3 protein-coding genes and 2 pseudogenes are annotated in these 21,196 nt (G+C 74.4%); all 5 read left to right on the top strand.

From position 1 onward, the window contains the following. Positions 1–20: 20 nt before the first annotated feature. Positions 21–13,019, top strand: a pseudogene (locus OG407_RS02630) (type I polyketide synthase); the annotation flags it as partial. A gap of 118 nt (positions 13,020–13,137) precedes the next feature. Further along, a pseudogene (locus OG407_RS02625) lies at positions 13,138–19,317 on the top strand (type I polyketide synthase); the annotation flags it as partial. Positions 19,318–19,355: 38 nt separating this feature from the next. Continuing rightward, positions 19,356–20,144, top strand: a complete 789-nt coding sequence (locus OG407_RS02620) for an SDR family NAD(P)-dependent oxidoreductase (RefSeq protein ID WP_405854585.1) — start codon at positions 19,356–19,358, stop codon at positions 20,142–20,144. A gap of 49 nt (positions 20,145–20,193) precedes the next feature. Next, positions 20,194–20,646, top strand: a complete 453-nt coding sequence (locus tag OG407_RS02615; protein WP_405854583.1) for an ester cyclase — start codon at positions 20,194–20,196, stop codon at positions 20,644–20,646. Between the two features lie 94 nt (positions 20,647–20,740). After that, a complete protein-coding gene (locus OG407_RS02610; protein ID WP_405854581.1) occupies positions 20,741–21,157 on the top strand; it encodes a nuclear transport factor 2 family protein in 417 nt (138 codons plus the stop codon). The last annotated feature ends 39 nt before the right edge of the window (positions 21,158–21,196 follow it).

The raw sequence follows: 21,196 nt of genomic DNA, 5'->3' as shown, positions 1-21,196 counted from the left end.
CGCATGAGGCGAAGCTCCGCGACTACCTCACCCGCGTCGCCACCGAGCTGCACCACACCCGCGAACGGCTCAAGGAGGCCGAGTCCCGGGCCACCGGACGCGACGACGAACCGATCGCCATCGTCGGCATGGCCTGCCGTTTCCCCGGCGGCGCCGACACCCCGGACGCCCTGTGGCGGCTGGTGACCGAGGAACGCGACGTCATCGGCGCGTTCCCCGCCGACCGCGGCTGGGACCTCGACCACCTCTACGACCCGGACCCCGACGCGGCGGGCCGCAGCTACGCCCGCGAAGGCGGATTCCTCTACGACGCCGGGGAGTTCGACGCCTCCTTCTTCGGCGTCTCCCCGCGTGAGGCCCTCGCCGCGGACCCCCAGCAGAGGCTGCTCCTGGAGACCTCCTGGGAGGCCCTGGAGCACGCGGCCCTCGACCCCACCAGCCTGCGCGGCACCCGCACGGGAGTGTTCGCCGGTGTCATCGCGCAGGAGTACGGGCCGAGCCTGCACCACCTGCCCGCCGAACAGACCGACGGCTACGTCCTCACCGGCAGCACCACCAGCGTCGCCTCCGGCCGCATCGCCTTCACCCTCGGGCTGGAGGGCCCGGCCGTCACCGTGGACACGGCCTGCTCCTCCTCGCTCGTGGCCCTCCACCTCGCCGCCCAGTCACTACGGCGCGGCGAGTGCGACCTCGCCCTCGCGGGCGGCGCCACGGTGATGGCCGCGCCCGGCATGTTCATCGAGTTCAGCAGGCAGCGCGGGCTCGCGCCGGACGGCCGCTGCAAGCCGTTCGCCGCGGCGGCCGACGGCACCGGATGGGGCGAGGGCGTCGGCGTCGTCGTCCTGGCCCGGCTCTCGGACGCCCAGCGCCTGGGCCGCCCGATCCTCGCCGTGCTGCGCGGCTCCGCCGTCAACCAGGACGGCCGCAGCAGCCAGCTCACCGCGCCCAACGGTCCCTCTCAGCAACGCGTCATCAACGACGCCCTCACCGCGGCCGGGCTCGGCCCCGGCGACGTCGACGCCGTCGAGGCACACGGCACCGGGACCCGGCTCGGCGACCCCGTCGAGGCCCAGGCCCTCATCGCCACCTACGGCAGCGCGCGTACCGCCGAACGCCCTCTGCTGCTCGGCTCGTTGAAGTCGAACATCGGACACACCCAGGCCGCCGCGGGCGTCGCGGGCGTCATCAAGATGGTGCAGGCCATCCGCCACGGCCGACTGCCCAGGTCACTGCACGTGGACGAGCCGTCCCCGCACGTCGACTGGTCCGACGGAACCGTCCGACTCCTCACCGCAGCCCAGCCCTGGCCCACCACCGAGGGCGAACGGCCCCGCCGCGCCGCCGTCTCCGCCTTCGGCGTCAGCGGTACGAACGCCCACGTGATCATCGAGCAGGCCCCGGCTCCGGCTCCGGCACCTGCCCAAGTCCCCCCTCCGCTAGGCGCGTTGACTGAGACCTCGGTCCCGCCCACGCTCCCGCTCCCCTGGGTCCTCTCCGGGCGCACCCCCGACGCCCTGCGGTCCCAGGCCGCCCGGCTCGCGGACCATCTCGACACCACCGCCGACGCACCCGCCGACGTCGCGTACTCCCTGACCGCCACCCGCACCGGCTTCGACGAACGCGTCGTGCTGGTCGCCGACGACCCGGCCCAGGCACTGCGTGCCCTCGCCCGCGGCGAGCACCCCGCCAACGCCGTACAGGGCACCGTCCGGCCGGCCGGCACCGACGGCAAGGTCGTCTTCGTCTTCCCCGGCCAGGGTTCCCAGTGGCTCGGCATGGCCGCCGAACTCCTCGACAGCGCACCGGTGTTCGCCGCGAAGATCGAGGAGTGCGCGGCGGCCCTCGCCCCCTACACCGACTGGTCGCTGCTCGACGTCCTGCGCGGCACCGGCGACACTCCCGGCCCGGACCGCACGGACGTCGTCCAGTCCGCGCTCTGGGCGGTCATGGTCGCGCTCGCCGACCTGTGGAAGTCCTACGGCGTCACCCCCGACGCCGTGGTCGGGCACAGCCAGGGCGAGGTGGCCGCCGCGTATGTCGCGGGTGGGCTGAGCCTTGAGGACGCCGCCCGGATCGTCGCCCTGCGGGCCCAGGCCCTGGAGTCCATCGCGGGCCGGGGCGGCATGGTCGCCGTGGCGCTCCCCGAGGCCGAGGTGACCCGGCGCCTCGCGGAACGCTGGCCGGGCCGACTGTCCATCGGCGTCGTCAACAGCCCCTCCGCCGTGGCTGTTTCGGGCGACCTGGACGCCCTTGAGGAACTGCGCGCCGCCTACGCGGCCGAGGGCGTCCGCACCAGCGTCATCCCGATCGCCTACGCCTCCCACTCCCCGCAGACCGACGCCCTGCGCGAACGGCTGCTGGACGCGCTCGCCCCGATCACGCCGCGCACCGGAACCGTCCCGCTGCTCTCCACCGTGACCGCCGACTGGCAGGACACCGCCCAACTGGACGCCGTCTACTGGGTGTCGAACCTGCGGAGCACCGTCCGCTTCGAGGAGGCCGCCCGCCGGCTCGACGACACCGGGCACACGGTCTTCGTCGAGGTCAGCGCCCACCCCGTCCTGACCGGTGCCGTTCAGGAGACCCTGGCCGAGAGCGAGCCGGTCGTCACCGGTTCGCTGCGCCGCGGACAGGGCGGCCTCGACCGCTGGCTGCGGTCGGTCGCCGAACTGCACGTCCACGGCGTGCCCGTCGACTGGACAGCCGCCTCCGCTGCCGCATCCCCGCGCCGCGCAGCCCTGCCGACGTACGCCTTCCAGCGGGACCGCTACTGGCTGGCCGCCACCCGCTCGCCCGAACTCGCCGCGGCGCCCACCTCGCGGGACGACACCTTCTGGAACCTGGTCGCCGAACCCGACCCCGACCGGCTCGCCACCGCCCTGGGCCTGACCACCCCCGAACTCGCCCCCGTACTCCCCGCGTTGGCGACCTGGCGGGAACGCCGACTGGCCGCCGAGGCATCCGACCGATGGCTCCACCGCCTGGTGTGGCGCCCGACGCACTCCGCCCGCCCGGGCCACCGGCTCACGGGGGAGTGGCTGCTGGCCGTACCCGACACGCACGTCGACCACCCCGCCCCAACCGCCCTGCGCGGCGCACTGGAAGCGGCCGGCGCCCGAGTCGTCACCGTCGCCGTCCCGGCCGACGCCGACCGTGCCGCACTCGCCGCACTGCTGCCGCCCGGCGCCTCCGGAGTGGTCTCGCTCCTCGCACTCGCCGAGGGCCGGCTCGACGGCCGGAACGCCGTCCCGCGTTCGTACGCCGCCCAAGTCGCCCTCACCCAGGCCCTGGACGACGCGGGCGCGGCGGCGCCGGTCTGGTTCCTCACCCGGGGCGCGGTCTCCACCGGCCCCGCGGACCGGGTGAGCGACCCCGAACAGGCGCTGGTGTGGGGCTTCGGCGCCATCCTCGCCGTGGAGAACCCCGCACGGTCCGGCGGTCTCATCGACCTGCCCGCCGACCCCGACACGCACACCTGGACCCAGGTCGCCACCCTGCTCGCCGACCCCCGCCCGGAGCGGGAACGCGAGATCGCCGTACGCCCGGGCGGAGTTCTGGCCCGCCGGCTCGTGCCCACCGGACCGCTGCAGCCCCTCACCGGCGACACCGACGGATGGCGGCCGACCGGCACCACCCTCATCACCGGAGGCAGCGGCGCCCTCGGCGGACATCTCGCCCGCTGGCTCGCCGCACGCGGGGCGGAACACCTCCTGCTGGTCAGCCGACGCGGCCAGGACGCCCCCGGTACGAGTGAACTCGCCGCCGAACTGGCCGACTTGGGCACCACCGTCACCTTTGCCGCGGCCGACGTCGCCGATCGCGAGCAACTCGCCGCCGCGCTCGCCCTCGTCCCGCCGGACCGGCCGCTGACCGCCGTCATGCACACCGCCGCGGCCCTGCACGACGCGCTGATCGGCGAGTTGACCCCCGACCACCTCGACCGCGCCCTGCGCGCGAAGGCCGTCGGCGCCCGCAACCTGCACGAGCTGACCGCAGACTCCGGCCTGTCGGCGTTCGTGCTCTTCTCCTCCGTCGCCGGCGTCTGCGGCATCCCCGGCCAGGCCAACTACGCACCCGGCAACGCCTACTTGGACGCGCTCGCCGACCGGCGCCGGGCCGCCGGACTGCCCGCCACCTCCATAGCCTGGGGCCACTGGGCGGGCGACGGGATCGCCGCCGACGGCGCCGAGGAGACGCTGCTGCGGCACGGCCTCGTCTCCCTGCCGCCGGCCGGCGCCCTCACCGTCCTCGGGCAGATCCTCGACCGCGCGGAGCAGCACCTCGTCGTCGCCGACGCCGACTGGGCCGCGTTCTTCCGGGGACGCCCGCACCCCATCGCCGTAGAACTCCCGTACGTGCAGGGCGGGTTGACGGACGCAGTCGTGGAGGCCGTCCGACCCGACCGATGGTCCGGGCTCGCCCCCGCCGAGCTGCGCCGCGAGCTCCTCACCGTCGTACGCTCGCAGGCCGCCGCCGTCCAGGGACACGGCACCCCCGACGTGATCGACCCGGCCCGCGCGTTCCGCGCCCACGGCTTCGACTCGCTGATGTCCGTGGAACTGCGCAACAGGCTCACGACGGCCACCGGCCACCCCCTGCCCGCCACCCTCGTCTACGACCACCCCACCCCGGCCGCCCTCGCCGACTGGCTCACCGCCGAACTGGGCGGCGACGCGACCGCCGGGGTCGAGACCGCCGTAACCGCCGTGACCACCCCGCCCGACGACGACCCCGTGGTCATCGTCGGCACGGCCTGCCGATTCCCCGGCGGAGTCAACTCCCCTGACGACCTGTGGCAGTTGGTCCTCGACGGCACGGACGCCCTCACCGAGTTCCCCGCCGACCGCGGCTGGGACCTCGACCGCCTCTACAGCGCGGACCCCGACCGCCCCGGCACCTCCTACTCCCGGCACGGCGGATTCCTGGACTCCGTCGCCGAGTTCGACCCGGAGTTCTTCGGCATCTCCCCGCGCGAGGCGCCCGCCGTCGACCCCCAGCAGCGGCTGCTGCTGGAAACCACCTGGGAGCTGTTCGAGCGAGCGGGCATCGACCCCACCGCGCTGCGCGGCAGCCGTACCGGCGTCTTCGCGGGCCTGTCCGGCCGGGACTACGCCGGTCGCGGCCAGCACGTCCCGGACGAGCTGGAGGCCTACCTCGGCATCGGCAACGCGGCCAGCGTGGCCTCCGGGCGCGTCTCGTACACCTTCGGTTTCGAGGGTCCGGCGGTGACCGTCGACACGGCGTGCTCCTCGTCGCTGGTCGCCCTCCACCTGGCCGCGCAGTCGCTGCGGGCGGGCGAGGCCGACCTCGCGGTCGCGGGCGGTGTGCTCGTGATGTCGACGCCGACCACCTTCATCGAGTTCAGCAGACAGCGCGCCATGTCGCCCGACGGACGCTGCAAGGCCTTCGCGGCCGGGGCGGACGGGACCGGTTGGGCGGAGGGCGTCGGGCTGCTGCTCGTGGAACGGCTGTCGGACGCGCGACGGCTCGGCCACGAGGTGCTGGCCGTGGTCCGCGCCTCGGCCGTGAACCAGGACGGTGCCTCCAACGGCCTGACCGCGCCCAGCGGTCCGTCCCAACAGCGGGTGATCCGGCAGGCGTTGACGGCGGGCGGACTGATCCCCGCGGACGTCGACGCCGTGGAGGCGCACGGCACCGGCACCACCCTCGGCGACCCCATCGAGGCACACGCCCTCATCGCCACCTACGGCAAGGACCGCCCCGCCGAACGCCCTCTGCTGCTCGGCTCGGTGAAGTCCAACATCGGCCACACCCAGGCCGCCGCCGGAGTCGCCGGCGTGATCAAGATGATCCAGGCGATCCGCCACGGCGTGCTGCCCAAAACCCTGCACATCGACGAGCCGTCCCCGCATGTCGACTGGTCGGCCGGGACGGTGGAACTCCTCACCGAGACCCGTCCGTGGCCCGCGACGGACGATCACCGACCGCGCCGGGCAGCCGTATCGGCGTTCGGCGTAAGCGGCACCAACGCCCACGTCATCATCGAACAGCCCCCGCTGGAAACGGAGCCGGACACCGAACCCGCGCCGCCCGCCGGTCACCCGCTGCCCTGGCTCCTCTCCGCCCGTACACCGGAGGCGCTGCGCGCCCAGGCCGCCCGTATCGCGCGGCACTTGGACCTCGCCCCCGACCGCCCGCTGGACCTCGCCCACTCCCTGGCCACCACCCGTGCCGCCCTGGAGGAACGAGCCGTCGTCGTCGGCGACATCGGCGCGCTGCACACCCTGGCCGAAGACGGGCCGACCCCGGCCCACGTGATCACGGGCTCGGCCGCACAACCGGGCGGCCTCGCCTTCCTCTTCACCGGGCAGGGCAGCCAACGTATCGCCATGGGAAGGGAGTTGTACGACGCCCAGCCCGCGTTCGCCGCCGCCTTCGACGAGGTGGCCGCGGCCCTCGATCCGCTCCTGGACCGTCCGCTCGCCGAGGTCATCGCCTCCGGGGACGGCCTGGACGACACCACGTTCACCCAGCCGGCGCTGTTCGCCGTCGAGGTCGCGCTGTTCCGTCTCTACGCCTCATGGGGCGTGCGCCCCGACTTCGTGGCCGGACACTCCGTCGGCGAGATCACGGCCGCGCACGTCGCCGGCGTGCTCTCGCTCGCGGACGCCGCCGCCCTGGTCGCGGCCCGTGCCCGGCTGATCGGCGCGCTGCCGCCGGGCGGCGCCATGGCCGCCGTAGAGGCCACCGAGGACGAGATCCGCGCCGAACTGCCCGACGGCGTGGACGTGGCCGCCGTGAACGGGCCCGAAGCCGTCGTCGTCTCGGGCGACACCGAAGCCGTCCACACGCTCGCCGAGACCTTCGCCGCCCGAGGCCGCCGCGTCCGGCACCTCACGGTCAGCCACGCCTTCCACTCCCCGCACATGGACGCGGTCCTCGACGAATTCCGCACGGTCGTCGCCGGACTGACCTACGCCCGGCCGGAGATCCCCGTGGTCTCCGCGCTGACCGGACGGGTCGCCGAGGGCGCGGACCTGACCACGGCCGAGTTCTGGGTACGGCACGTGCGCGACGCCGTCCGCTGGTCCGACGTGGTCCGCGCACTCGACGCGTCCGGCGTCACGACCTACCTCGAACTCGGCCCCGACGGCACCCTGAGCGGACTCGTCCGCCGGCAGGTCGTGGACGGTGCCACCGTCGCCGTACCCGCGCTGCGGCGGGACCGGTCCGAGACCGTGACCGCGCTGACCGCCCTCGCCCACGTCCATGTGCGCGGCCACGCGGTGGACTGGACGGCGTACTTCGCGCGCAGCGGCGCCCGGCGCGCCGAGCTGCCGACGTACGCCTTCCAGCGGCGCCGGTTCTGGCTGGAGCCCGGCACCTCGGCCGACGCCGACGCGCTCGGCCTCGGCACGGTCGACCACCCGCTGCTGGGGGCGGCCGTACCGCTGCCCGACAGCGACGGGCTGCTCCTCACCGGCAGCCTCTCCCTGCGCACGCATCCCTGGCTCGCCGACCACGTCGTGGTGGGCAGCCCGGTGCTGCCCGGCGCCGCCCTCGTCGAACTGGCCACGTACGCGGCCGACACGGTCGGGGCGGGCAGGCTCGTCGAACTCGCCGTGGAAACACCGTTCTTGCTGCCGGGACAGGGCGCCGCCCAGGTCCAGGTCGCCGTGGACGCCCCCGACGCTGCGGGCGACCGGAGTGTCACCGTCCGGTCCCGGGTTCCCGGCGCCGACTGGGTGCGCAACGCCACCGGCATCCTCGGCACCGCACCGGCCCCGGACGGCGAACGGATCGACCGGTGGCCGCCCGCCGAGGCCGAACCCGTCGCGGTGGACGACGTCTACGCGGCACTGGCCGCGACGGGCCTGGAGTACGGCCCCGCGTTCCGCGGCATCCGCGCCGCCTGGCGGGACGGCGACACGTCCTACGCCGAGGTCGCCCTCCCCGAAGAGCGGCGCAAGGAGGCGACCGGCTTCGGTATCCACCCCGCTCTCCTCGACGCGGCTCTCCAACTCCCCGGTCTGCATCAGGAGTTGGGCGGCCCGACCCGTCTCCCGTTCGCCTACCGAGAGGTCGCCCTGCACGCCACCGGCGCGACGGAGCTGCGGGTCCGGCTCACCGCCACCGGCCCGGACACCTTCTCCCTCCTGGCCACCGACCCGACCGGCGCTCCCGTCGTCTCGGCCGACGCCCTCACCACCCGGCCGCTGAAGACCACCGCCCGCACCGCGACCGACGGCCTGTACGCCCTCACCTGGCCGCACCTCCCAGCGACCGGCGGTGACCCGGCAGACACCTTCGAGTGGACCGAAGTCCGCCTGGGCGACGGCCCGTTCGGCACCACGGACACTCCCGCCCGAGTCCGGTCCGCCCTGGCCCACGCCCTCGCCACCGTCCAGGAGCGGCTCGGCGACGCCCACCCGGCCGGCCCCCGACTGGTCGCCGTCACCCGCGACGGCGTCTCCACCGGCCCGGACGACACACCGGACCCGGTCGCCGCCGCCGTATGGGGCCTGCTGCGCTCCGCACAGACCGAGAACCCGGACCGGATCGTCCTCGCCGACACCGACGGCAGCCCGGAGTCCGCCGCCGCACTGGCCGCAGCGGTCGCCACCGGCGAACCGCAGTTCGCGCTGCGCTCCGGTAACGTCCACGTCCCGCGCCTGGCCCCCGCGGCCCCCGGCCGCACACCCCTGGGGAAGTGGAACCCGGACGGTACGGTCCTGATCACCGGCGGCACCGGAACCCTCGGCGCCCTGCTCGCCCGGCACCTCGTCACCCGGCGGGGCGTACGCCACCTCGTGCTCACCTCCCGCAGCGGCGAGGCGGCACCGGGCGCGGCCGAACTCCGCGCGGAACTGGCCGAGTCGGGCGCCGACGTCACGATCACCGCAGCCGACACCGCCGACCGGGACGCACTCGCCGCCGTCCTCGACGCCATCCCCGCCGGTCACCCGCTCACCGCCGTCGTGCACACCGCCGGAGTCGTCGACGACGGCGTCACCACGGCGCTCACCCCCGAACGCCTGGACACCGTGCTGCGCCCGAAGGCCGACGGCGCCTGGCACCTGCACGAACTGACCGCCCACCTGCAGCTGGACGCGTTCGTCCTGTACTCGTCGGTGGCCGGCGTGCTCGGCTCGCCCGGACAGGGCCCCTACGCGGCGGCCAACACGTTCCTCGACGCGCTCGCCGCCCACCGGCACGCGCTGGGGCTGCCCGCGCAGTCGCTGGCCTGGGGCCAGTGGGCCGGGGCCAGCGGGATCACCGGCCACCTCACCGCGGCCGACCTCGCCCGGCTCGCGCGGCTGGGCGTGCGTCCCCTCGGTGACGCGGAGGGGACGGCCCTGTTCGACGCCGCCGAGGCGGTGGGCGGGCCGCTGCTCGTGCCCTCGCCGTTCGACGCGGACGCCGTACGGGCATCCGGCGCACCCGTCGCCGCGCCGCTGCGCGGCCTGGTCCGGCAGGAGCGCGGTCCGGCCCGGCGCAGCGCGGCCACCGCGGTCGCCGTCACTTCGCACACCGGCCTCGCGGAGCGCCTCGCCGCGCTGCCGGACGCCGCCGCGCGGGACGCCGCCCTGCTGGACCTCGTCCGCGGTGAGACCGCGACCGTGCTGGCCACCGCACCCGCCGCCATCGGCGTCCGCAAGGCGTTCACCGGACTCGGTGTCGACTCGCTGACCGCCGTCGAACTCCGCAACCGGCTGGGCGCTGCCACCGGCCTCACCCTCTCCGCCGCCCTGGTCTTCGACCACCCCACCCCCGCCGATGTCGCCGTACATCTGCGCGGACGGCTCCTCGGCGCCGTAGCCCCGCAGCCCGAACGGGCACCCGCGCGGGCCGCCGCCACGGACGACGACCCGGTCGTCATCGTCGGCATGGCCTGCCGCCTGCCGGGCGGGGTCGCCTCCCCGGACGACCTGTGGGCGCTGGTGCGCGACGGCGTGGACGCCGTGAGCGAGTTCCCAGACGACCGGGGCTGGGACCTGGACGCCCTCTACTCCGAGGACGCCGAACGCCCCGGCACCTCCTACACCCGGCACGGCGGATTCCTCGACCGGGCCGCCGACTTCGACGCGGCCTTCTTCGGCATCTCCCCGCGCGAGGCGCTTGCCACCGACCCGCAGCAGCGGCTGCTGCTGGAGACCGCGTGGGAGACGCTGGAGAGCGCGGGCGTCGACCCGGACGCACTGCGCGGCAGCCGTACCGGCGTCTTCGCCGGGGTCATGTACCACGACTACGCGCCCCGAGTCCGCGACGTACCGGCCGAGTTGGAGGGCTGGCTGAGCAACGGCACGGCGGGCAGCGTCGCTTCGGGCCGGATCTCCTACACCTTCGGCTTCGAGGGCCCTGCGGTGACCGTCGACACCGCCTGCTCCTCGTCGCTGGTCGCCCTGCACCTCGCGGCCCAGTCGCTGCGCACGGGGGAGTGCGACCTGGCCCTGGCCGGTGGCGTCGCCGTGATGTCGACGCCGACCACGTTCGTGGAGTTCAGCAGGCAGCGGGCGCTGTCCGCCGACGGCCGCTGCAAGGCGTACGCGGCCGGGGCGGACGGCACCGGCTGGGCGGAGGGTGTCGGGCTGCTGCTCGTGGAGCGGCTGTCGGACGCCCAACGGCTGGGGCACCAGGTCCTCGCCGTCGTACGGGGCTCGGCCGTGAACCAGGACGGTGCCTCGAACGGGCTGACCGCGCCGAGCGGCCCGTCCCAGCAGCGGGTGATCCGGCAGGCCCTCGCCGCGAGCGGACTGGGCCCCGCCGACGTCGACGTCGTCGAGGGGCACGGCACCGGCACCACCCTCGGCGACCCCATCGAGGCCGAGGCACTCCTCGCCACCTACGGGCAGGACCGCGACCCCGAACAGCCTTTGTGGCTCGGCTCGTTGAAGTCGAACATCGGTCACACCCAGGCCGCCGCGGGCGCTGCCGGCATCATCAAGATGATCCAGGCGCTCCGCCACGGCGTGCTGCCGAAGACGCTGCACGTGGACAGCCCGTCCCCGCACGTCGACTGGTCGGCAGGAGCCGTCGAACTCCTCACCGAGGCCCGCCCCTGGCCCGAGACGGACGGCAACCGCCCGCGCCGGGCCGCCGTGTCCTCCTTCGGGGTCAGCGGCACCAACGCCCACGTCATCCTCGAACAGCCGCCCACCACACCCCCGTTGCCCACCTCGGACACCGAACCCGCCGAACTGCCCTGGCTGTTGTCCGCCCGCACCCCCGAGGCACTGCGCGCCCAGGCCGGCCGGCTCGCCGCCCATCTCGACCGCACCGACGACGACTCGGTGGACATCGCCCACTCCCTCGCCGTCACCCGGGGCGCCCTGGAGGAACGCGCCGTCCTCCTCGGCGATCCCGGACGCGCCGTCGCCGCACTGGCCGCCGGGGAGCCCGCACCCGGAGTGGTCCGCGGCCGGGCGGACACCGACGGCAGGACCGTCTTCGTCTTCCCCGGCCAGGGCTCCCAGTGGGCCGAGATGGCAGTCGAACTCCTCGACAGCGCACCGGTGTTCACCGCGAGGATCGAGGAGTGCGCGGCGGCCCTCGCCCCCTATACCGACTGGTCACTGCTCGACGTCCTGCGCGGTGCCGACGGCGCCCCCGGCCTCGACCGGGTGGACGTGGTCCAGCCCGTGCTGTGGGCGGTGATGGTGTCCTTGGCCGACCTGTGGACGTCGTACGGCATCAGGCCGGACGCCGTGGTCGGGCACAGCCAGGGCGAGATCGCGGCCGCCACCGTCGCCGGCGGGCTCAGCCTCGACGACGGTGCCCGGATCGTGGCGCTGCGCAGCCGCGCCCTGCTCGCCCTGTCCGGCCGCGGCGGCATGGCGTCCGTCGCCCTGCCCGCCGACGAGATCGCCGAGCGCATCGAACGCCGGTGGCCCGATCGGCTGTCCGTCGCCGTCGTCAACGGGCCCACCTCGGCGGTCGTCTCGGGCGACCCGGACGCGCTCGCCGAACTCGTCGCCGCCTACGAGGCGGAGGACGTACGGGCGCGGCTGATCCGCGTCGACTACGCCTCGCACTCCGCCCACGTGGACGGGCTGCGCGAGGAACTCCTCGACGCGCTCGCCCCGGTCCGGCCGCGCACCGGCACCGTGCCGCTGCTGTCCACCGTGACCGGCGACTGGCAGGACACCGCCGGACTCGACGCCGCCTACTGGGTGGCCAACCTGCGCCGGACGGTCCGCTTCGAGGAGGCGGTACGGACGCTCGCCACCACCGGGCACACCGCGTTCGTCGAGGTCAGTCCCCACCCGGTGCTGACCGTGCCGCTCCAGGAGACCCTGGAGGCGGCCGACGCGGCCCGCACTTCCGTGGTCGCGGGCACCCTGCGCCGCGACGAGGGCGGCCTGCGCCGCTTCCTCGCCTCGGCCGCCGAACTGCATGTGCGCGGAGTGCGCGTCGACTGGACGGCCGCGTTCGCCCCCGCCGTGCCGCGCCGGGTCCCCCTGCCGACGTACGCCTTCCAGCGGCGCCGCTACTGGCTGGACGCCCAGGTCACCAACACCACCGTCGTCAGCACGGCGGTCACGGACCCGCACGACCTCGACACCCCTCGGACGCCCGCGTGGACACGGCGGCTCGCCGGACTCGACGCGGCCGAACGGCGGTCGAAACTCACGGAGTTGATCCGCGCGGAAGCCGCCGTGGTCCTCGGTCACACCGACGGCATGGCCGGAGTCGACGCCGAACGGGCCTTCCAGGAACTCGGGTTCAGCTCGCTCACCGCGGTCGAACTGCGCAACCGGATCGGTGCCGCGGCCGGCCTCGACATCCCGGCCACGCTCGTCTTCGACCACCCCACCCCGGCCGCCGTCGCCGCCTACCTGGCCGCCGAACTCCCCCTGGACCAGGGCGAGACGGACGCACCGACAGTCGGCGATTCGCTCGCGGCCCTGGAGCGGGCGCTCGCCGCACCGGACGCGGCGGACGACGGAGTGCTGTCCCGGCTGCTCGCCCTCATCGACCGCTTCGACCGGCCGGCACCGACGACCGATCCGGAACACGACCTGGATCTCGACCTCGACGCGGCCACCGACGAGGAACTGTTCCAACTCGTCGAACGCAACGCCGGATCGCACTGAGACGACGCCCCCTGTCCATCGAGATCCATCGAGACCAACCCGACGGGAAGAGGTACGTACCCCGATGGCCACCGAGCAGCAGCTCCGCGACTATCTGAAGCGCGCGCTCAACGACGCCAGGCAGGCCAACAGGCGGCTGCAGGAGGTCGAGGAGAGCCGGCGCGAGCCGATCGCCGTGATCGGCATGGCCTGCCGGCTGCCCGGCGGGGTCGCCTCACCGGACGACCTCTGGGCACTGGTGCGCGACGGCGTGGACGCCATCACGGAGTTCCCCGACGACCGCGGCTGGGACCTGGACGCCGTCTACGACCCGGACCCGGAACGCACCGGCACCTCCTACACCCGGCACGGCGGATTCCTCGACACCGTCGCCGACTTCGACGCCGAGTTCTTCGGCATCTCCCCGCGCGAGGCCCTCGCCACCGACCCCCAGCACCGGCTGCTGCTGGAGTCCGCCTGGGAGGCCTTCGAACGCGCGGGCATCGACCCGCGGTCCCTCAAAGGCAGCCGTACCGCCGTCTTCGCCGGCATCGCGGGCGGCGACTACACACCCCGACTCGGCGACGCGCCAAGCGAGTTGGAGGGCTATCTCGGCATCGGCGGCCTGGACAGCGTCGCCTCCGGGCGGATCTCGTACACCTTCGGTTTCGAGGGCCCGGCGGTGACCGTCGACACCGCGTGCTCCTCGTCACTGGTCGCCCTGCACCTGGCCGCGCAGTCCCTGCGCTCGGGGGAGTCCGACCTCGCGCTCGCCGGCGGGGTCAGCGTGATGTCCACGCCCCAGGCGTTCGTCGAGTTCGCACGGCAGCGCGGGCTGTCCGCCGACGGCCGCTGCAAGGCGTTCGGCGCGGGCGCCGACGGCACCGGCTGGGCGGAGGGAGTCGGCCTGCTCCTCGTCGAGCGACTCTCCGACGCCCGGCGCCTGGGCCACCCTGTGCTCGCCGTCCTGCGCGCCTCGGCCGTCAACCAGGACGGCGCCTCCAACGGCCTCACCGCGCCCAACGGCCCCTCGCAGCAGCGGGTCATCCGGCAGGCCCTGGACGCCGCCGGACTGGGCCCCGCCGACGTCGACGCCGTCGAGGCGCACGGCACCGGCACCTCCCTCGGCGACCCCATCGAGGCGCAGGCCATCCTCGCCACCTACGGACAGCGACGCGCGCCCGAACGGCCCCTGCTGCTCGGCTCGTTGAAGTCCAACATCGGCCACACCCAGGCCGCCGCCGGAGTCGCCGGCGTGATCAAGACGATCCAGGCGCTCCGCCACGGAGTACTCCCGCGCACCCTGCACGCCGACGAACCCACCCCGTACGTCGACTGGTCCGCGGGCGCGGTACGGCTGCTCACCGAGGAGCAGCCCTGGCCGACCACGCCGGAGGGCCGCCCGCGGCGCGCCGGGGTGTCCGCGTTCGGCGCGAGCGGCACCAACGCACACGTGATCATCGAAGAGGCCTCGTCGACGGACCCCGGCGACACCTGGGAGACACCCGCGGGCAGCGGCACGACCCCCCTCCCGTTCGTGCTCACCGCGCAGACCCCCGACGCCCTGCGCGCCCAAGCGGCCCGCCTCGCCGACCAGTTGACGCGGAACCGGCTCCGCCCCCTCGACATCGCCTACTCGCTCGCCACCACCCGCGCCCCTCTCAAGGAGCGCGCCACGCTCGTCGCCGACACCCACGACACCCTGCTCACCGCCCTCCGTGACCTCGCGGACAACGGCTCACCGGACACCGTGACCGCCGGCACCGGCTCCCTGGCCCTCCTCTTCACCGGCCAGGGCAGCCAACGGGTCGGCATGGGACGGCAGTTGTACGACAGCTATCCCGCCTTCGCCGCCGCCTACGACGAGGTCGCGGCCCACCTCGATCCGTTCCTGGACCGCCCGATCGCCCAAGTGACCTCGACCGGCGGACGGTTGAACGACACCGAGTACACCCAGCCCGCCCTGTTCGCTCTCCAGGTCGCCCTGTTCCGCCTCTACGAGTCCTGGGGCGTGCGCCCGGACCATGTCGCCGGACACTCCATCGGCGAAGTCACCGCCGCGCACGTGGCCGGAGTGCTCGACCTCCCGGACGCCGCGGCCCTGGTCGCCGCCCGTGCCCGGCTGATGCAGCAACTGCCGCGTGGCGGAGCCATGTTGGCCGTCCAGGCCACCGAGGAGGAGATCCGGGCCGAACTCGCCCCGCTGGACGGGACGGTGGACGTGGCGGCCGTCAACGGGCCCTCCTCCGTGGTGATCTCGGGCGACATCGAACCGGTCCTCGCGCTCGGCGCCCGCTTCGCGCAGCGGAACCGGCGCACCCGCCGCCTCACCGTGAGCCACGCCTTCCACTCGTCCCACATGGACGGCATGCTCACCGAGTTCGCCGGGGTCGCCAAGGGACTCACCTACCGGCCGCCCCGGATCCCCGTCGTCTCCGACGTGACCGGCCGGATCGCGACCGACGGCGAGATCACCACCGCCGACTACTGGGTACGGCACGTCCGGGAAGCGGTGCGGTTCGCGGATGTCGTCCGCACCCTGGACGAGGCCGGCACCGGCACCTATCTCGAACTCGGCCCGGACGGCACCCTCACCGCACTGGTCCGGGCCACCCTGGACGACGCGTTCGCGCTGCCCGCGCTGCACCGGGACCGACCGGAACCGGCGAGCGCGGTGGCCGCCCTCGGCCGACTGCGCGGCCGCGGCCGCCCCGTCGACTGGCCCGCCTTCTTCGCCGGAACCGGGGCCCGCCGCACCGACCTCCCCACCTACGCCTTCCAGCACCGCCGCTACTGGCTGGAGCCCGGCACCGCGACCCGCCCCTCCGGCCTCGGACTCGACGACGCGGGCCACCCGCTCCTCGCGGCGGCCGTGCCGCTGCCCGACACCGACGGCGTCCTGTTCACCGGAAGCCTCTCCCTGCGCACCCATCCATGGCTGGCCGGCCACGCCGTGCAGGGCACGGTGATCGTCCCCGGCACCGCCCTGCTCGAACTCGCCCGGCGAGCCGGCGAGGAGGCAGGCGCCGACGTCATCGCCGAGCTCGTGATCGAGGGCCCGCTGGTCCTGCCGCCGCGCGGCGCCGTGCGGATCCAGGTCGAGGTCGGCGCTCCCGACCCGACGGGCGCCCGCGAGGCCGTCATCCGTTCCCGGGTCCCCGGCGGCGACTGGACCCGCAACGCCACCGGCACCCTGACCGCGCCGCCCGCCGCGGAAGCCGCCGAGGGGGCCGACCTCACGGCCTGGCCGCCGCCCGGCGCCACCGCCGTACCCGTCGACGACGTCTACGCCGAACTCGCCGCCTCCGGGCTGGAGTACGGCCCGGCGTTCCGCGGACTGCGCGCCGCCTGGCGGGACGGCGACACCTTCTTCGCCGAGGTGGCCCTGCCCGAACCGCAGCACGCGGACGCCGCCCGCTTCGGCCTGCACCCCGCCCTGCTGGACGCGGCCGTCCACCTCACCGCACACGACGACCTGACCGGCACACCGGAAGGGTTCAGCCGACTGCCCTTCGCCTATACGGGAGTTCGGCTCCACGCGGAGGGTGCGACCGCCCTGCGCGTCCGCCTCACCCACACCGGCCCCGACACCCTCTCCGTCGACCTCGCGGACGGGGCGGGCGCACCGGTCGCGACGATCACGGCCCTCCACGCCCGCCTCGTCTCCGCCGGCCAACTCGCCGCCGCCCGCAGCGCCGACCCCGACTCCCTGTTCCACCTGGAGTGGCGCGAACTGCCCACGCCGGGCGGGCCGGTGGCGACCCCGGAGACCGTCCACCTGACCGAGGCGGCCGAGGCCGGTGACGTCCCGCGACGCATCCGAGCGGCCCTGGCAGAGGCCCTGGACGTGCTGCGCCGACACCGCGAAACGACCTCACCCCTGGTGGTGGTGACCCGCGACGCCCAGGCGGTACGGCAGACCGACCACCCGGACCTGGCCTCCGCAGCCGTATGGGGACTACTGCGTTCCGCCCAGTCGGAACAACCCGACCGACTCCTCCTGACCGACACGGACGGCACTCCGGAAAGCACCGCCCTGCTCCCCACCGCCGTGGCCGCGGCCCGAGCCTCCGACGAACCTCAGCTCGCGCTGCGCGCCGGTGTCGCCTACGTGCCGCGCTTGGCCCGCACGCCAGAGACACCCAACGACCGTGCGGTGGGCGGCCGTTGGGCAGCAGACGAGGTTGGGGAGGGTGCCCCCGAACCCGCCACCCGCGTCGTCGGTGAGCCTCAACTCGCCCAAGCCGTCGACGCCCCGCGCCCGCCCCGAACCCCGGAGGCACCCAACACCCCATCAACGAAAACCCGTTGGAACCCCAACGGCACCGTCCTGATCACCGGAGGCACCGGCGTCCTCGGCGCCGCCCTCGCCCGGCACCTCGTCACGCGACACGGCGTACGGCACCTCCTCCTGATCTCCCGGGGCGGCCCCCAGGCACCCGGCGTCGACGAGCTGACGGCCGACCTCACGGCCGCGGGCGCGCGGGTCACCGTCGTGGCCGTAGACATCGCGGACCGCGACGCACTCGCCGCGCTCATCGCCTCGGTGTCGCCGCGACACCCCCTGACGGCCGTCGTGCACACGGCGGGCACCGTCGACGACGGGCTCGTCGACACCCTCACCCCCGACCGGCTCGACACCGTGCTGCGGCCGAAGGCCGACGGCGCCTGGTATCTGCACGAACTGACCGCGCGGCTGCCGCTGGACGCCTTCGTGCTCTACTCCTCCGTCGCTGCCGTGCTCGGCGGCCCCGGCCAGGGCTCCTACGCCGCCGCCAACACCTTCCTCGACGCGCTCGCCGCGCACCGCGACGCCCTCGGGCTGCCCGCCCAGTCCCTGGCCTGGGGCCAGTGGGAGGAGCCCAGCGGCATCACCGGCCACCTCACCGAAGCCGACCTCGGCCGCGCCCGCCGAGCCGGCCTGCGCGCCATCCCCACCGAGCGGGGCACCCAACTCTTCGACCGGGCGGGCGCGTTGGGCCTGCCCCATCTGGTGCCCGCGCCCCTTGATCTCGCCGCGGCGCGCGACCGGCAGCCGGTCCCCGCGCTCCTGCGCGGCCTGGTGCGACCGCCCCGCCGGACCGCCCGCGCCGCGACGGAAGGCCCCGCGCTCTCCGCCCGGCTCGCCGGGCGCACGGACCAGGAGCGGCAGGAGATCCTGCTCGCCCTGGTGCGGGACGAGGCCGCCGCCGTACTTGCCGCCCGCCCCGAAGCCGTAGCGGCGCACACCCCCTTCAACGACCTCGGACTCGACTCCCTCGCCGCCGTGGAACTGCGCAACCGCCTTGCCACCGTCACCGGACTGCGGCTCGCCGCCACGCTCACCTTCGACCACCCGACACCGGCCGAACTCGCGGCCCATGTGGACGAGTTGATCGGCGCCGTCCAGGAGACGGGTCCCGCCGCCGCACCCCGGACCCCCGACGACGAGCCGCTCTCCACCCTCTACCGGCGCCTCGCCGCCGAGGGGAAGTTCGCAGACGCCTCCGCGCTCATCGGCGTCGCCTCGGCGCTGCGCGGACAGTTCACGCTCCCGGAACGTGCCGGGCACGCGCAGCGGCCGCTGCATCTGGCGCGGGGCGACCGGGAGACCGCGGTGGTGTGCTTCCCCGCGCTCAGCGCGATCTCGGGACCGCACGAGTACGCCCGCTTCGGCCACGGCTTCCAGGGTGAACGCGACCTGTTCGTCGTGCCCTCGCCCGGCTGGCGCGCCGACGACCCGTTGCCCGACAGCCTGGACACGTTCCTCACCCTGCACACCGAGGCCGTTCGTCAACTCGTGGGCGACGAGCGGCCGTTCGTGGTCGTCGGCCGCTCCATGGGCGGCTGCCTGGCGAACGCGGTGACCGCCCGCCTGGAACAGGAGGGCCGCTCGCCGGCCGGACTCCTCCTCATCGACGCCTACCCCGTCGACAGCGCCGTCCGCGAGGGCATGGGGGAGTGGTGGCTGACCGCCATGCTCACCGGGATGCTCGACCGCATCGAGGCCTACGACATGGTCTGGAGCGACGCCAGCCTGACCGCGATGGGCGGATACAACAACCTCTTCGCCCGCTGGCAGCCCCAGCCGGTCGCCGCGCCGACCATCGCGCTGCGCGCCGACACCCCCCTGCGCCACACCGTCGTGGACCCCACGGGCCGCAACGACTGGCGCGCCCACTGGCCCGTCCCGCACCGCACCGAGGACATCCCCGGCGACCACTTCACCGTTCTGGAGGAGCACACCCCGACCACGGTCGAGGCCGCCCGCCAGTGGCTGCGCACGCTGGAGAACCACGCCTGAGCAGCCGCCAACCCACCCGCACCACAAAGGAGTTGTCCATGACGTCACACGCCGCACCCGCGGCCCCGGTCACGCTGGTCACCGGGGCCGCGTCCGGAATCGGGGAGGCCGCCGCGCGTCTCTTCGCGGAACGCGGCCACCGGGTCGTAGCCGTGGACCTGCAGGAGGAGGGGCTGGCCAAACTCGGCACCCTGGACGGCGTGGCCACCCTCGTCGGCGACGTCGCCGAGGAATCCACCAACAGCGCTGCCGTGGAACTGGCGCTGGAGCGTTTCGGGCGCCTCGACGCGGCCGTGCTGAACGCGGGCATCGGCGGCGCCGGACCGCTGGAGTCGCCCGGCGCGATCGAGCGGTTCGACCGGCTGTTCGCCGTCAACGTGCGGTCCGTCGCCCTCGGCATCCGTGCCGCCGCGCCCGCGCTGCGCGCCTCCGGCGGCGGCGCGATCGTGGCGACCTCGTCCGTCTCCGGACTGCGCGGCGACCCCGGGACCTGGGGCTACAACGCCACCAAGGCCGCCGTCATCAACCTGGTGCGGGCCACCGCCATCGACTACGCCGCCCAGAACATCCGGATCAACGCCATCGCCCCCGGCGGCACGGCCACCGCGCTGACCGCCGGCCAGATCGCCGACCCGGACTTCTCCGCGGCGATCACCGGCCGTATCCCGGCCCACCGTTGGTCCGAGCCCCGGGAGCAGGCCGAGGTCATCTGGTTCCTGACCTCTCCGGCCGCCTCGTACGTGACCGGCGTGACCGTCCCGGTCGACGGCGGACTCAGCGCCAACGGAGGCATCCTGCCCCCGCCGCCCGGACCCGCAGCCCACTGACCCACCGATCCACCGACCCGCCGGTCCATCGAGAGAGAGCAGGCACCAAGTGAGCGGCACCCACAACGACTTCGACGTCGAGTACGAGATCGAGCGCAACAAGACCGTCGCCCGGCGCTACTTCGAGGAGTTCGTCGACAGGCGCAGCCTGAACACCCTGAACGAGATCGTTGCCGCGGACGCCGCCGACGAGACCCGGGTCGGCGTCGGCGGCACCGGCACCCGCGAGGACTTCCACGAACACGCCAAGTGGCTGTGGGAGAACGTCAAGGACGTCCACGTCTCCGTCTCCGACCTGCTCGCCGAGGGCGACCGGGTCATCGTGTTCTGGAAGATCGAGGGCGTGCACACCGGCAACATCTTCGGCGTGCCCGCCACCGGCAAGCCCTTCACGGGGCACAGCATCAGCTGGCTGACCATCCGCGAGGGACAGGTCGTCCGCTACAACGTGCTGCCGGACCGCCTCGGCATCATCCAGCAACTCGCCGACGTACACCTGTGACCTTCCCGGTCGCCCACTGACACCGCCAACACCCGCTGCCCGGCCGCCCGTTCACCGGCCGGCCGGGCAACACCCCTTTCCCCAGGAGCCCTTCATGCCCCTTCCCGCCGGCCTCGGCCCCGACGACCTCGCCGAACTCCGGAGCCTGCTCGCCCTCTTCGCGCACGTCTTCGACAACGGCGACCTCGACGGGCTGGCGGAGGTGTTCACCGAGGACGGCGTCATCGTCCTGGCCGGACCGGGGCGCGAGTTCCGAGGCCTCGAAGCCATCAGGGAGTTCAACCGCGGCCTGGGGGAGCGGTCCCCCGACCACCACACCCTGGACACCGTCTTCACCGTCGACCCCGCGGACCCCTACGGCACCGTGCGCGCGCGCAGCCGCTACCTCGCCCTGCTCCCCGACGGCAGCGTGCACAACGGCGACTACCTCGACGTACTCGTCCGCACCCCCAAGGGATGGCGCATCGCGCACCGGCGTTCGGTGCCCCGGTACCCGGTACGGGTCCAGTAGGGGTCCGGTAGGGGCGTGCGGCGCGGGCACGCCGGTTAG

Origin of the sequence: Streptomyces sp. NBC_01515, assembly GCF_045040345.1 — a bacterium.
Taxonomy (GTDB): domain Bacteria; phylum Actinomycetota; class Actinomycetes; order Streptomycetales; family Streptomycetaceae; genus Streptomyces.
The sequence above is the reverse complement of the archived record's forward strand: the minus strand, read 5'-3'. Positions and strand labels throughout refer to the sequence as shown.